This is a genomic window from Streptomyces sp. RLA131 (assembly GCF_056270125.1).
On the sequence record NZ_JBWDOQ010000002.1, the window covers coordinates 1189089 to 1203813 of the forward strand.

The window sequence follows — 14725 nt, forward strand, 5'->3', positions numbered from 1 at the left end:
ACGGACGGCCCTACCGGTGGCGGGACAACCCCCGGGCGGGCCGGGAGCTCGGTCGGTGCACCCTGGACCGCACATAGGAGCCGCCATGCATTCCAACACGGACATCTTCGTCGGCGAGATCATCGGAACCGCGATCCTCATCCTCTTCGGCGCAGGCGTCTGCGCCGCCGTCACCCTGCACCACTCCAAGGCGAGATCCGCCGGCTGGGTCGTCATCGCCTTCGGCTGGGGCTTCGGCGTCCTGGCCGGCGCGTACACGGCCGCCCCGTTGTCGGGCGGTCACCTCAATCCCGCCGTCACCCTGGGCATCGCCGTCGACACCGGCGACTGGGACCAGGTGCCGGTCTACATCGCGGGCCAGCTGATCGGCGCGATGCTGGGCGCCGTACTGTGCTGGCTCACCTACTACGGCCAGTTCGCGGCCGGCTCGGAGGAGGGCAAGGCGCTGCCGACCCTCGGCATCTTCTCCACCATTCCGGAGATCCGGGTGCCCTGGCAGAACCTGCTCACCGAGGTCATCGCGACCATCGGCCTGGTGCTGCCGATCCTGGCCTTCGGGCTCACCAAGGGGCTCGGCGAGTCCGGCACGTTGGTGCTGGTCGTGTCCCTGCTGGTGGTCGGGATCGGCCTGTCGCTGGGCGGCCCGACCGGTTACGCGATCAATCCGGCCCGCGATCTCGGGCCCCGTGTCGTCCATTCGCTGCTGCCCATCCCCAACAAGGGCACCTCCGACTGGGGTTACGCCTGGATCCCGGTGGCGGGCCCGCTGATCGGCGGCGCGCTCTCCGGGCTCATCTACAACGCCGCGTTCTAAGTCGATCCAAGTGAGGCGGTCATGACCGAGCAGTCAGTGAAGTACGTCGCCGCAATCGACCAGGGCACCACCTCCAGCCGTTGCATCGTCTTCGACACCGACGGGGCGATCGTCGCCGTGGACCAGCGCGAGCACCGGCAGATCTTCCCCAGGCCGGGGTGGGTGGAGCACGACGCCACCGAGATCTGGTCCAAGGTGCAGGCCGTGGTCGCGGGTGCGCTCGCCAAGGCCGGGCTGCGCGCCGACCAGCTCAGCGCGCTGGGCATCACCAACCAGCGGGAGACCACCGTCTTGTGGGACCGCGCCACCGGCCGGCCGGTGCACAACGCGATCGTCTGGCAGGACACCCGTACCTCCGCGCTGTGCACCCAGCTCGGCGGCTCCGACGGCCAGGACCGTTTCCGTGAGTCGACCGGGCTGCCGCTCGCCAGCTACTTCTCCGGGCCCAAGGCGGCCTGGCTGCTCGACAACGTCCCCGGGCTGCGGCGCCGCGCCGAGAACGGCGAGATCGCCTTCGGCACCATCGACTCCTGGCTGATCTGGAATCTCACCGGGGGCCCGGACTGCGGCGTCCATGTCACCGATGTGACCAACGCCGGGCGCACCATGCTGATGAACCTCGAATCCCTGCAGTGGGATCCGGCCATTCTCTCCGCCATGGACATCCCGGAGGCGATCCTCCCGGAGATCCGCTCGTCCGCCGAGGTCTACGGGACGGCGGTGGGCCAGCTCGCGGGGGTACCCGTCGCCTCCGCGCTGGGCGACCAGCAGGCCGCGGTCTTCGGCCAGGCCTGCTACGACACCGGCACCGCCAAGAACACCTACGGGACCGGCAGTTTCCTGCTGCTCAACACGGGGCACCGTCCGGTGCCGTCCAAGAACGGGCTGCTGACGACCATGGGCTACCGGCTCGGCGGCGAACCGCCGGTCTACTGCCTGGAGGGCTCGATCGCCATCACCGGCGCCCTGGTGCAGTGGTTCCGGGACCAGCTCGGCATCATCGGGTCCGCCGACGAGATCGAGCCCCTGGCGGCGAGCGTCGAGGACAACGGCGGCGCCTACATCGTGCCGGCCTTCTCCGGGCTCTACGCCCCGTACTGGCGCTCCGACGCGCGCGGTGTGATCACCGGCCTGACCCGGTACGTGACCAAGGCCCACCTCGCGCGGGCGGTCCTGGAGGCCACCAGCTGGCAGACCCGCGAGGTGGTGGACGCCATGTACCAGGACTCGGGCGTACCGATCACCACGCTGAAGGTGGACGGCGGAATGACCGCCAACAACCTGCTGATGCAGCACCAGGCCGATGTGCTGGGTGTGCCGGTGGTGCGGCCCCGGGTGTCGGAGACGACGTGTCTGGGCGCGGCGTACGCGGCCGGGCTGGCCACCGGGGTGTGGCCGGACCTCGACACGCTCAAGGCGCACTGGCAGAAGGACGCCGAGTGGACACCGGCGATGGAGCAGGGCGTCCGGGAGCGCGAGTACCGGAGGTGGAAGAAGGCGGTGGAGCGCAGCTTCGGCTGGCACGAGGAGGACGAGGGCTCCGGCTGACGGTCCACGGGCCCGGCCGGGAGTACGGCACGCGCCCGGCAGGTGTCCGGCAGCCGGCACCGCGTACGGCGTGGCCGGGTCGTGACGGCCCGGCTACGCCGCGACCTTGGCCGCGTTCTCCACGACGGTGATCAGGACGTTCTTGACGGAGGAGCGGTCGCGCGCGTCGCACAGCACCACGGGGACGTCGGGATCCAGGTCGAGGGCCTCGCGGATCATGTCGGCGGGGTGGCGCTGGGAGCCCTCGAAGCAGTTGACGGCGATGGTGAAGGGGATGCCTCGGCGCTCGAAGTAGTCGACGGCGGCGAAGCAGTCCTCCAGGCGACGGGTGTCGGCCAGGACGACGGCGCCGAGGGCTCCCTGCGCCAGCTCGTCCCACAGGAACCAGAAGCGGTCCTGACCGGGGGTGCCGAAGAGGTACAGGACGAGGTCGTCCCGGAGGGTGATGCGGCCGAAGTCCATGGCGACGGTGGTGGTGCGCTTGGACTCGACGCCACCGGTGTCGTCGACCGGGCGGCCGATCTCGCTGAGGTCCTCCTCGGTGCGCAGCGGACGGATCTCGCTGACCGCACCGACGAGCGTGGTCTTGCCGACCCCGAACCCGCCCGCCACCAGGATCTTGAGGGCGACCGGCTCGACAACCGGCTTGTTGCGCTCAGAGCGCCCGAAGACCATGGGCCTCTTCTCTCATTTCAGCAAGCGTTCCACCACTGATGACAGGACAGTACTACGAGCTCACCGGCCAACTGGCCGGTGGAATCGCTTCGTTATCGATCAGAGAGCGCGCAGTCCGTTTATGACGTCGCGGAGCACGCTCGCGTCCGGCAGTTCCGCGGGCGGAACCGGCCGGGTGACGTGCACCAGATCGCCGTCGAGGAGGTCGCCGATGAGCACGCGCACGACGCCGAGCGGCAGGTCGAGATCGGCGGCCAGCTCGGCGACGGAGGCCGGGCGGTCCCGGCAGAGCTCGACGATGTGGAGATGCTCGGGGGACAGCGCCCGGTCGGCGTCGGCGGGCGGATCGGCGCCCTCGTAGCGTGCCTCGGCGACGACGAGGGCGATCAGGTCGAGCCTGCCCTCGGCGGAGTGGCTGGTCCGGCCACGCGTCATGGCGTACGGGCGCACCACCGGTCCGGCCGCGTCGTCGAACCAGCGGTCGCCGTCGGGCGGCATCGCCCCGGCCCCGGTCATACCGCGCGGGCGGCGCCGCCGTCGGTGCGGGGTGCGGTGGCGAGGTGCACGCCGACCCGCTTGACGAGGAGCGCCATTTCGTAGGCGACCTGGCCGACGTCGGAGTCGGCGTCGGTGAGCACCGCGAGGCAGCTGCCGTCACCGGCGGCGGTGACGAAGAGGAACGCCTCGTCCAGCTCGACCATGGTCTGGCGGACGGCGCCGGCCTCGAAGTGCCGGCCGACCCCCTTGGCGAGGCTGTGGAAGCCGGAGGCCACCGCCGCCAGGTGCTCGGCGTCCTCACGGGTGAGCCCCTCCGAGGCCCCGGTGGCCAGGCCGTCACCGGAGAGCACAAGGGCCTTGCGGATCGAGGCCACCCGGCTCACCAGGTCGTCGAGGAGCCAGCTCAGCTCGCGGGTCGTACTCGATGATGCGGTCATGGACCGTTCCCCTCCGTGATGGTTCCTGGTGCGTGTGTAACGTCTGGGACTTCCTCGGAGTGCCGTCGGCCGCGCTGCCAGCCGCTCTGGATCGACGCCATCCGGGCCCGGATCTCCTCGGGGCTGCGCTCGCGCGGCGAGGACTCGGCGACGCTGTCCGGGACGGTTGCCCCGGCCGTCTCCTCCGTGGTGTCGGTGCGCAGCTGCGGGGCCAGACTCGCCTGGCGGACCCGGCGGGGCAGCGCCACACCGGCGGGCTCCGACGGCGGCTCCGACTGCCGGGGGATGCCGGGGACGGGGCGGCCGTTGTCGGCGACCAGCACCGGCGGGCGGCGCCGGCGCGGCAGCGCGGACAGACCGTCCGTCCCGGCGGCCGACGCGCCGGGCGCGGCGTCGGCCTCGGCGGGGACGCGCTGCGCGGGACCGCGTTGGGCAGGACCGCGCTGGGCGGGTGCGCGCTGCGCGAGGCCGCGTTGCGCGGGGGTGCGGCGGTGCTCCCGGGGCGGCTCGTGCTGCTCGTCGCGGCCGGGGGCCAGGCCCCACTGCCGGAAACTGTGCTCGGTGGCCGCGGGTTCGTCGTCCGGGGCGTCGCCGAGGGCCTTGGCGAGTTCGAGTTCGCCGATCCTGCGGGTGCCGGTGTCCTCGCCGCTGTCACCGCTCTCGGCGAGCAGCGCCGCCGGGATGAGGACGACAGCGGTGGTCCCGCCGTACGGGGAGGGCCGCAGCGAGACGCGGACGGACTGACGCTGGGCGAGCCGGCTGACCACGAACAGGCCGAGCCGGTCGGTGTCGGAGAGCTCGAACTCGGGGGTCTCGGCGAGCCGCAGATTGGCTTCCAGCATGGCGTCGGGGGTCAGTCCGAGGCCGCGGTCGTCGACTTCGAGGGCGAAGCCGTTGGCGACCGGTTCGCCGTGCACCTGGACGGTGGTGTGCGGCGGCGAGAACACGGTGGCGTTCTCGATGAGTTCGGCGATCAGGTGGGTGAGGTCGGCGACGGCCGGGCCGGTGACGGCCAGCCGGGGCAGCCGGCGGACCTCGACGCGTTCGTAGTCCTCGACCTCGGCGACGGCGGCGCGCACCACGTCCATCAGCTGGACCGGCTTGCGCCACTGCCGGGACGGCACGGCGCCGGAGAGGATGACCAGGCCCTCGGCGTGCCGCCGCATGCGGGTCGTCATGTGGTCGAGGCGGAAGAGGTCCCCGAGTTCGCGGGGGTCCTCGGTGCGGCGTTCCATGGCGTCGAGCAGGGTCAGCTGACGGTGCAGCAGGACCTGGCTGCGGCGGGCGAGGTTGACGAAGACCTCGGAGACGCCGCGGCGCATGTCGGCCTGGCGTACGGCGGCCTCGACGGCGGCGCGTTGCAGGGTGTTGAGGGCCTTGCCGACCTGGCCGACCTCGTCGTCGGAGTACTGCAGTCGGGGCGCCTCGGTCTCGACGTCGACCTCCTCGCCGGCGGCGAGGCGGCGCATGACGCGGGGCAGCCGGGTGCCGGAGACCTCCTGGGCCTCCTTGCGCAGGCCGGACAGGTCACGGATCAGGCCACGTCCCATGCGGACGGAGACGACGAGCGTGGCGATGACGGCGACCAGGCCGAGCCCGCCGGCCGCCGCGGCCTGGACGACCAGGCGGATCGCGTACGGGGTGGTGCGTTCCTTCTGGATGTCACGGGCCTGGCCGCGGATCGCGTCGAGGTCGGTGAGCGCGGTGGAGGCGGTGCGCTGCCAGGCGGCACGGTCGGCTGCGCGGGGCGCGCCCTTGGTGCCCGCGGCGATCACCGCGTCCTCGGCGCTGCGCAGCGAGCGGCCGTCGGTGCCGTTCCAGAAGTCCTCGTACAGCGACCGCTCCTCGGTGGCGAGCTGGGCGAGGTTGGTGTCGTAGCTCGTGCGCTGCGCGGCGACGGCGAAGGTGAAGGCGCGCTGCTCGGCGGCGCTGGTGTGGCCCGCGGTGATGGCCGCGGCCATCAGGGCGTCCTCGCGGCTGATGCTCTCGGTGGCGCGGACGGAGTTGGTCAGTGCCTGGATCTGCCGGTCGAGGGTGATGTCGTCGATCGAGCTCAGGGAGAACAGGAAGTCGTAGCCGGGGTCGACGGCGGCGTTGTACGCGTCGTAGGCGTCGATGCGGCTGATGCTGCCGTCGGTGACCTTGCCGCGCAGCGCGTCCAGCGTCGCGTACCCCTTGACGACGGCGTCGAGGTGCCGCTTGGAGTCGGCGCTGAGATTGCTCCGGTTGTCCGACGAAGCGGCCTGGGCGCGGAGTACCTTGATGGCCCGGTCGGTGTCGTCGCGGCGGCGCTGGAGGGTGGTCCTGGCGTCGGAGCGGCGCGGATCGGCCAGATAGACCAGGGCTGCCCGGCGTTCGTGCTGGACGGCCAGGACCGAGTCCTCGACAGGGTGTGCCAGGTTGTCGACGGTCTGCGTGATGCCGAGCATGCCCCACACTTCGCTGCCGGTCAGGGCGGCGGCGAAGGCCCAGAGAACGGTGAGGGACAGCAGCGGAATGAGCAGCAGCGCCACGATCTTCCGCCGGATCGTCGTACCGCGAAAGCGCATGGCCTCCCCAACGTCAACCCTGTTCAAGGGTGGTCGACTTTCGTCGTGACTCGTCAATAACCGGCGTGAGCCTACTACTGCCACATGACTAACTCGAACGTACGAATGCCGCAGTTGTACGGACTCGCGACGGTTCGAGCTGATGCGACAAGGCCACGACTGGCTGAAATGGCACTGTGGCGGGAACTTTTGACGTTCGGCGATCGTGGTGTCAACGGGGCCACCGTGCCGTGGTGCATCCGGAACGACCCCGGAATGGACCCGATGAAAACGGGCAGCCGATCTACAGTCGGACATCCCTCGTCCGGCATCGCACGAACGGGTAAGCCGCAGGGAGCAGCTTTGATGGACACCGAACCCCGTCTGTCCGCAACCGCGTCCGGCGATCACGTCGGGGATGCGCTGGATCGCGACATTCCGGGGGTGAGCCGGGGCAGACGACTGTGGACCGAGGACCCGGTCGGCACCCCCCGGATGCCCGACCCGGTGCGGAACGCGGCCGTCCGGGCCGTGCTCATCACATCGCTGACGCTCATCCAGGCGATGGTGGCCGTCCTCGCCGCGGCCGGGAGCTCCTGGCTGGCGGCGCCCGCGATGCTGTTCACCGTGTTCAGCACGGTGGTCGCCACGTGGTCGGTGCTGGACGTGTGGATCACCCGCCAGGTCTGGTACCAGCGCAACGGGGTGGTCTCCAGCCCCAGCAGCGCCGCCCGCGCGCTGCGCCGGGAGCGGCGGCGCACCCACCGCCGGGAGCGCCAGGAGCAGCGCCACCGCACCGGGCGCGCTATGCCGGTTGCTCGGCGGGCCGCCTGAACATCCGGGTGGCGGTGATCTCCCCGTGCACCGGCTCGCCCTGCGGGTCCTGGACGGGAAGTCCGGGGCGCAGATGCTCCTCGACGCTGATGTACTTCAGACCGGCCCGCAGATCCGCGTCGTTGCGCAGCCGTACGACCAACGGGAATTCGGCCAGCGCGGTCGTGTCGAACAGACCGGTGGTGTAGATCAGCTGGACACCCAGCGCGTCGGCGACCGCACGCTGCAGCTCCAGCAGATACGTGGCGTTGGCCCGGCCGATCGGATTGTCCAGGAACAGCGTGCCGGCGTGGCGGTGCCGCTCGCGGCCGCGGTCGTTGCTGCGCAGCGCGGCCATGGTGCAGTACAGCGCGATGGCGGCGGTGAGCAACTGGCCGCCGGAGAACACGTCGCCCATCTGCCCGACGGGCACGCGCTCGGCGCGCAGCACGGCGTCCGGCTTGAGGATCTCGACCGCGATGCCCTTGGGGTGCAGGGCCGCGGACACCCCGCTCAGCAGCAGCGTCATCCCGTCCCGGCGCAGATCGGAGTTCTTGCGCACGGCGGCGCGGGTCGCCTCGTCGATCACCTCGCCCAGCCGCTCGGTCAGCGTGGCGTGGTCGGGGTCCTCGAAGCGGATCCGCAGGAACTCCTGCCCCGACCACTCGCCGAGGCCCTGGGGAAGCCGGGAGAGCCGCTGGGCCGAGCGCAGCGTCGCGAGTGACGACTCGACCAGGCCGCGGAGCCGGTCGACGATGATGTCGCGGTTGCGCTCCAACTGCTCCAGCTCGTCGGTCAGCACGCGCAGGCGCGGGGCGAAGGCCGCGGCCCAGGCGGCGGCGTGCTCGGGCAGCGCCGCCGCCGGCAGCTCCCGGATCTGCTGCCGGGCAGGCGTCCTCACCTGCTCGTAACGGGCGGCGTTGGCATGTCGTACGAGGATGTCGGAGGCCTCCCGTAGCTGTGACTCGGCGGCGGACAGGTCGGCGGCGCAGCCGCGCAGACCGCGCCGGGCCTCGGCCGCCGCTGTGCGGGCCTCCTCCAGGGAACCGGAGTGCGGCTCGGGGTCCTGCTCCTCCTCGCCGGTGCCCTGCTGGGGGCCGTCCCGGAGCAGGTCGCGCAGCAGGGCGGCCAGTTCGTCGAAGCCACCGGCGGCGTCCTCGGCGGCACGGTGGGAACGGACCAGGACCGCGTGCCCGGTACGGGCCTGCTCCAGCGCGTCGGTGCGCGCGGCGAGTTCGGCGTTGGCGCCGCGCAGCAGCTCCTGGGCGTGCTCGGCGTCGCGCGGGACGAGGTCCTCCGGCAGGTCGGTGTGCGCCTCGCCGTTGCCGGGAGCGTGCCGTTCGGTCTCGCCCCGGAGGCGGCCGAGCTGCTCACTGGCGGTGGACAGCCGGGACTCGATGGTCTGCACAAGCTGTTCGGCGCGGGCGGCGGCGGCCTGCCGGGACGGGCCGTCGGCGCCGTCGTGGCCTTCCAGGAGCTGCGCGGCGCGGGTACGGACCTTGTTGCTGAGGCGTTCGAGCTCGGTCAGGGCGGAGTTCTCGGTGCTCTCGGCGCGGGCCTGTTCGGCGCGCAGATCGGCCCCGACGCCGACCTTCTCGTAGAGCTGGGACGCGGCCCGGTAGGCCTCGCGCAGCGCGGGCAGCGCCTGGGAGAGCGCGGTGGCGTCGCCCTCGGGGACGTCGTCCGGGGCCCCGGCGATCTCGGAACGCTCGGCGCGCAGCACGCGGGCGGTGCGGCGGGCGTCGTCGGCGGCCCGCTGCGCGGCGCGGCGGTCCTCGTCGGCGGCACGGGCCTCGGCCAGGCAGGTGTCGGCGCGGGCCTCGGCCTCCGCCGCCTCCTCGGCCAGCTCGCGCGTCCGGCGCTGCCAGTTGGCGCGTTCGCGCAGCCGGAAGGCCAGGCCGGCCAGCGCGTCGGCCGCCCGCCGGGCCTGCTGGGCGGCCTCCTGGCGGGCGTCCCGGAGCCGGGCGGCCCCGGCGGCAGCCGCGTCCGCCCCGGCGCGGGCGGCGCGGGCGGCGGTCAACTCCTCGCGGGCGGCGGCGGCGGTCTCCCGGGCGGCCGCCACGGCCTCCGCCAGCTCGGCGAGCCGGCCGGGCGGGCAGCCGGTACGCCAGGAGGACAGCCGGGCGGCGAGGGTGCGGTCGTGGGCGAGGCGGCCCGCGAGGGCGCGGATCTCCTCCTCGCGGGCGGTGGCGCGGCCGCGCAGGGCCTGCCGTTCGCCGTCGGCGGCCTGCTCGTCGTGCATCGCCGGGTTGGGCGGTACGAGGAAGACCTCCCGCTCGGCACCGGCCGGGCCGGACGGCGGGGCCAGCAGCGCCGCAGCGGTGCCGACCGCCACCGTGGACCGGGGCAGCAGCGCGGCCTGCGCGAGGACCTCGCGGGCCCGGGCGTGGGTGCCCGGGTCGGTGACGACGACCCCGTCCACCAGCTCGGGGCGGGCGGCGAGCACGGCCGCGTGGTCGGCGGGCGGCACGGCCTGGGCGAGGTAACGCCAGCCGGGAAGGGCGGGGATGCCGTGCTCACCGAGGTGTTCGACGGTGGCCAGGACGTCGGGACCGGGCGGGAGCAGCCCTCCGTCGCCGAGCGCGCCCAGGATCCGGGCGTCGTCGGCGGCGGCCGTGCGCAGATCGAACAGCTGGCGCTCGGCGGTGGCCACTGCACCGTCCAGCAGCTCCCGCAACGGCTCGGCGAAGGCGTCGAGTTCGGCGGCGGTCAGCGCGCCGGCGGGCTCGGCCCCCGGCCGTACTGCCGGGGCGGCCGGACCTGCGGTGCGGCGGGGGGCCGGCACCGCGCCCGCGGCCGGGGCCGGTTGGGGCGCGGGCAGGCTCAGCAGTCCGGCGAGGCGAGGCTCCGCCGCCAGTGCCCCGGCGACCCGGGTCTCGGCGGCGTGGGCGGCCTCGGCCGCGGCCAGGGCGTCCGCCGCGCGGGCGGCGGCCAGTTCGGCGCGGGCGTCACCGGCTGCGGCCTCGCGGGCCGCCTCCGCGGTACTCCGGGCGGCCTCGCGGGCCTCTTCGGCGGCGGCGGTGGCGGCCCGCTCGGCGTCGGAGGCCTCCAGGGCGGCGCGGGCCGGGTCGGCGTCGGGGGCGGTGTCGTCGAGCCATCCGGCCCGTACCGCCTCGGCGGTCTCCTGCTCGACCTCGGCGAGCCGCTGGCCGAGGTGACCGGCCTCGCTGCGGGCGCGCTGCGCACCGGTGGCGGCGGCGGTCGCGTCCCGGTGGGCGGCCTCGCCGGCGGCCTGGAGCCCGGCCGAGCGCTCCTCCTCGGCGTCGGCCTGCGCGTCGGCGTTGTCGGCGGCCGCGTGCAGGGCGCGTACGAGATCGCCCGCCGCCTTGGTACGGGCGGCCAGCGCCGGGGCGGCGTCGCGCTCGGCCTCGCGGATGGCGGTGGTGACCCGGGCGAGGCGGTCGGCGGCGGCGCGGTGGCGCAGCACGGTCTCGGCGGTCTGCCAGGCGGAGTGCAGGGTGCGGGCCTCGGCCAGCTCCCGCTTGAGCCCGGCGGCGCCGCGGTCGGCGGCGGCCAGGGCCAGCGAGGCGTGCCGGAAGGCGAGTTCGGCGGCGACCAGGGCGCCGCGGCCCCGGGCCTGCTCGGCGTCGGTGACGGCCTGGGCGGCGTCCGCCGTGCTCCCGGCGAGTTCGCCGGCGCGTCCGCGTTCCCGCTGGGCGCGGGCGGACAGCCGCCGGGCCAGGTCACGGGTGCGGCGCTCGGACTGGGTGTGGATGCCGCGTGCCTGCTCTCGGGCGGCGGTGGTGTCGACGATGCGCTGGAGGAGTTCCAGCGAGCCCGCGGTGAAGTCGCGTTCGGCGGTCAGTTCGGAGCGGCGGCCGAGCTTGCCGGCGAAGCCGTGGACGAGGTCGGCGAGCCCGTCGGTGTCCCGGGTGTCGGTGACGGCGCGCAGCAGCAGATCGGTGAAGTCGGAGTCCTTCTTGACCGCGAACAGGCCGGCGGCCTCGCCCTCGTCGGCGTTCATCTCGCGCTGGTAGCGGAAGAGTTCGGGGTCGAGGCCGAGCTCGCCCAGGTGCTCGTTCCAGCGGTCGTGGATCTCCTCCCACACCACGTCCAGATGCTGGTAGAACTTGCCGGCCTCGGTGATCGCGTCGCGGAAGCCCTTCATCGTGCGGCGGCGCCCGCGTGCGCCGGAGGCGCCTTCGGCGGGCCGCCGCACGACGCTCGACTCGGCGACCGGCAGTGAGTCCAGGCTCAGTCCCGGACCGGGCCGGAAGGAGTACCAGGCCTCGGCGAACTTGCGCGGGTCGGAGGAGACCTGACGGCCGCGCCACTCGCTGACCTTGCCGACGACCACCAGCTCGCCGGTCACGGTGTGCTGCCACTCCAGCGCGACATGTCCGCAGTCCTCGGCCAGCAGGAACTTGCGCAGTACGCCGGAGCTGGCACCGCCCAGGGTGTTGCGGTGGCCGGGCAGCATCACCGAGAAGATCAGTTTCAGCAGGACGGACTTGCCGCCGCCGTTCTCCAGGAAGAGCACGCCCGCCGGCGCGGGGCGGCGCGGCGGGCCGGCCGGCTCGTCCTCGAAGAACTCGGCCTGGGCGGGCGCCGGCTGCGGCACCGGCTCGCCCACCCCGCGCAGGTCCAGGACGGTGTCGGCGTAGCGCGCGCCGGCGGGCCCGATGGAGTAGAGGCGGACCCGGGACAGCTCGTACATGGCGGCGGCTCTCGTTGGCTTTCTCGGACGGATCTCGGACGGATACAGGGCGGATACGGGGCGGATACGGGGCGGATACGGGACGCGCGGGCGTCAGGAGTGGAAGGGCAGGCCCGCGTCGGCGACCAGGTCCAGCGGCTCGGCGTCGTCCGGCGGCAGCAGCGTCGCGGAGCCGTCGGTCACCGGGACGACGCCCAGGTCGAGCAGTTCGGCCATGGCGGCGCTGCCGGCCATGTCACGGACCTGGAGCTGGTAGCGGGCGGTGGTGCGGTACGTGCCTCCGGCCTCGTCACCGGTGCGGTGCAGGAAACCGGAGTCGACCAGGAAGGCGACCGCCTTGCCGATGATGCCGGTCGTCGACCCGGCGAGGCGCCGGGCGTCCTTGGTCGCGCCGGTCGCGCTGCGCCGCACGTAGACCCGCCAGGCGGCCTCCAGGCCCGGGGCGTCGCTGGCCGGATCGGTGTTCTCGCCCTGCTCGTCGGCGCGTTCCTCCAGGCGGCGGCAGGCCTGGCGTACGAAGGCGTCGACGCCGTGGACGGTGATCCGTCCGATGTACCCGTCGTCGGCGAGGTCCTCGGGGCGGGGGAAGGCCATCGCGGCGGTGGCCAGGTGCGCCAGGCCGTGCAGAAAGCGGTCGCCCGCGTCGGAGGCGGCACGGCGGGAGTAGTCGCCCATCCGGACCGCGAAGACGGAGTCCTCGGCGGCGGCCACGGCCATCCCGGCCCGGGGGGACACCTCCAGCACCACCAGCCCGAGGCCGGCGGCGACGGCGTCGGCGAGGCGGCCGAAGGCCGGGTCCTCGCGGTGGCGGCGGATGAGGTCGGCGTACTCGGCGTCGCGGGCGGGCAGCAGCTTGGGCTGGAGCCCGAAGGAGACCAGGCGCGCCGCGTCGGCGGCGTCGGCGGCCGTCACGGCGCCGGTGGCAGGGGCCGTGCCGGCGCCGGTGCCGGGGGCTCCGGTGGTCGGCGGGTCCGGCTGCGCCGGGGTTTCCGCTTCGCGGTGGTCGGTCACTGGGGTGGCTCCTGGTCGCGGTTCATGCTGACGATGGCGGTGGTGTTCGGCCGGCTGACCCGTCTCATGACGCCTCCGCGCGGCCCGCCGCCATACCGGCCGTGTCCAGCCGGGCCGTGCCCACGATCAGGTCCGCGCCGCCGAACTCGGGGTCCTCCAGCCGCGTGCCGTCGTCCACGGCGAACAGCAGCCGCTGCTCGCCCTGGCGGTAGGCGGTGCCGACCGGGGGGCTGGCGGCGTGGACCGACAGCAGCGCCACCAGGTACGGCAGTTCGGGGTCGAGGCGGCGTGCCTGGGCGAGGAGGCCGGAGAGCCGGCGGGGGGCGTCGTGCGGCAGGTCCAGCAGCGCCAGCGCGGTGTCCAGCTGCTCGTCGGTGAAGCGGCTGTCGTCCGGGGTGGCGACCAGATCGGGCTCGGGCATCTCGGCGCCGAGATGCCCGCGTTCGACGGGCGGCGTCAGCAGCCCCTCGACGAGGTCGGTGACCCGTACCGACGCGGGCGTGCGCAGGCCGGTGCCACGGGCGAAGTAGGCGTCGGTGACGCGGGTGGCGTGCTCGACCGGCAGCGGGAGGACGGGCGCGACCAGCTGGCCGTAGAGGTCCAGCCCGGCGCGGGCGGGCGGCGCCGCGAAGGCCTGGCGGTCCTGCTCGGCGCGGAACAGAGGGCCGGCTTCGAGCAGCCGCGACTGGAGCTGCGTGTGACGGCGGATGCAGTCCTTGACTATGTCGACGAGCTCGGCGGCGCGGCGCTTGTGCTCACCGGTTCTGGAGTCGCTGCCGGTCTCGGCCTCGTCCCGGGCCTTGCGGATGTTGGTGAGGATCGCGTTCTCGTGCCGGTAGCGGTCGGCGATGTGGTCGAGGGCCTCGGCGATCATGTCGGGGACGGTGTGCAGCCAGTCGACGGCCCGTACGTTGCGCCGGGTGGCCTCCAGGGCGCGCCGCAGGGTCTCGGCGTACTGGACGGTGCGGTACCGGGCCTGCTCGGCGGCGAGCTGCGCGTCGGCGAGGCGGCCCCGGTTGATGAGGACCTCCAGCTTGACCTCGGCGGCGATCTGGGCGCTGGTGACGTCGGTGTCCAGGGCGCCGACGAGGACGTTGACCGCCTCGTCGGTGGTGCGCAGGTAGATGTCGCCGCCGGGGCCGGTGACCTCCTCGATGAGCTTGAAGTCGTAGTCACGCCGGACGTACACGCCGTCCGGCCCGAAGGTGCCGTAGACGGCGCGGAAGCCGCGGTCGACGCTGCCGACGTTGATCAGGTTCTCCAGGACCCAGCGGGCGACGCGCTCGTGCTCCGCGCTCTCGCGCCGGGGGGCCTGGGCGGCGACGCGCGGGAGGAGGCGGTGGACTATCTGGTCGTGGTCGGCGCCGGTGTCGAAGTCCATGTTGAGCGTGACCAGGTCGATGGCGGCGAGCGCGATCTCCGCCATCGCGTACACCCCGTACTCGCCCGCGAGGTTGGCCTTGCGCGCGTCGAGGTCGTGCAGCGGCGCGGTGCAGGCCAGGGCCTTGAGCCGGCGGGCCAGACCCTCGTCGGCGGCCGGTCCCGGGGCCGGGCGGGCAGCACTGCCGTGCTGGTGGGGGACGGTAACGGTCACGACGCACAGGTTATGCGCTCGCACCGACAACGGCCGAAACGGCACGGAACACCGAGCTGCGCGCCGGGGCACGCGCCGGGCTGCGCGCCGGAACACGCGCCTGGCTGCGGCGCCCCTGCCGCGGCCGCGGACGTCCACCGGGTCGCGCGG

Annotated in this window: 10 protein-coding genes; 3 read left to right on the forward strand and 7 right to left on the reverse strand. The window is 73.8% G+C overall.

The genetic code is table 11. From position 1 onward, the window contains the following. The first annotated feature begins 85 nt into the window (after nucleotides 1–85). Together RWE79_RS06325 and glpK are read left to right on the forward strand one after the other, a co-directional pair. On the forward strand, nucleotides 86–814 hold the full coding sequence (locus RWE79_RS06325; protein WP_475939019.1) for an MIP/aquaporin family protein: 729 nt from the start codon (nucleotides 86–88) through the stop codon (nucleotides 812–814). A gap of 21 nt (nucleotides 815–835) precedes the next feature. Continuing rightward, entirely contained in the window at nucleotides 836–2362 is a 1527-nt protein-coding gene (gene glpK / locus RWE79_RS06330; RefSeq protein ID WP_475939020.1) for a glycerol kinase GlpK, read from the forward strand. A 93-nt stretch (nucleotides 2363–2455) separates the two neighbouring features. Here the strand turns inward: glpK and RWE79_RS06335 are convergent, their stop codons facing one another. The 4 genes from RWE79_RS06335 to RWE79_RS06350 all read right to left on the reverse strand — a co-directional run bounded on the left by RWE79_RS06335 (nucleotide 2456) and on the right by RWE79_RS06350 (nucleotide 6521). After that, nucleotides 2456–3037 (reverse strand): GTP-binding protein, encoded by a 582-nt coding sequence (locus RWE79_RS06335; RefSeq protein ID WP_475939021.1) that lies wholly within the window; start codon nucleotides 3035–3037, stop codon nucleotides 2456–2458. Nucleotides 3038–3136: 99 nt separating this feature from the next. Continuing rightward, on the reverse strand, nucleotides 3137–3535 hold the full coding sequence (locus RWE79_RS06340) for a DUF742 domain-containing protein (RefSeq protein ID WP_475945630.1): 399 nt from the start codon (nucleotides 3533–3535) through the stop codon (nucleotides 3137–3139). Between the two features lie 14 nt (nucleotides 3536–3549). Further along, the gene (locus RWE79_RS06345) at nucleotides 3550–3972 is read right to left on the reverse strand and encodes a roadblock/LC7 domain-containing protein (protein WP_475939022.1); all 423 of its coding nucleotides are present in this window, start codon (nucleotides 3970–3972) and stop codon (nucleotides 3550–3552) included. Further along, nucleotides 3969–6521, reverse strand: a complete 2553-nt coding sequence (locus tag RWE79_RS06350) for a sensor histidine kinase (RefSeq protein ID WP_475939023.1) — start codon at nucleotides 6519–6521, stop codon at nucleotides 3969–3971. The genes RWE79_RS06345 and RWE79_RS06350 overlap by 4 nt, the downstream gene beginning before the upstream one ends. 345 nt (nucleotides 6522–6866) lie before the next feature. Between RWE79_RS06350 and RWE79_RS06355 the strand changes: the two genes are divergently transcribed. Then, entirely contained in the window at nucleotides 6867–7334 is a 468-nt protein-coding gene (locus RWE79_RS06355; protein WP_475939024.1) for a hypothetical protein, read from the forward strand. Here RWE79_RS06355 and RWE79_RS06360 read toward each other — a convergent pair. From RWE79_RS06360 to RWE79_RS06370, 3 genes are all read right to left on the reverse strand, one after another. Next, complete coding sequence (locus tag RWE79_RS06360) at nucleotides 7306–11970, reverse strand: hypothetical protein (protein ID WP_475939025.1); 4665 nt, start codon at nucleotides 11968–11970, stop codon at nucleotides 7306–7308. The two genes, RWE79_RS06355 and RWE79_RS06360, sit on opposite strands and share 29 nt — an antisense overlap. A gap of 93 nt (nucleotides 11971–12063) precedes the next feature. Further along, nucleotides 12064–12981, reverse strand: a complete 918-nt coding sequence (locus RWE79_RS06365; RefSeq protein ID WP_475939026.1) for a hypothetical protein — start codon at nucleotides 12979–12981, stop codon at nucleotides 12064–12066. A 64-nt stretch (nucleotides 12982–13045) separates the two neighbouring features. Further along, nucleotides 13046–14575, reverse strand: a complete 1530-nt coding sequence (locus RWE79_RS06370) for a hypothetical protein (RefSeq protein ID WP_475939027.1) — start codon at nucleotides 14573–14575, stop codon at nucleotides 13046–13048. Nucleotides 14576–14725 lie beyond the last annotated feature (150 nt).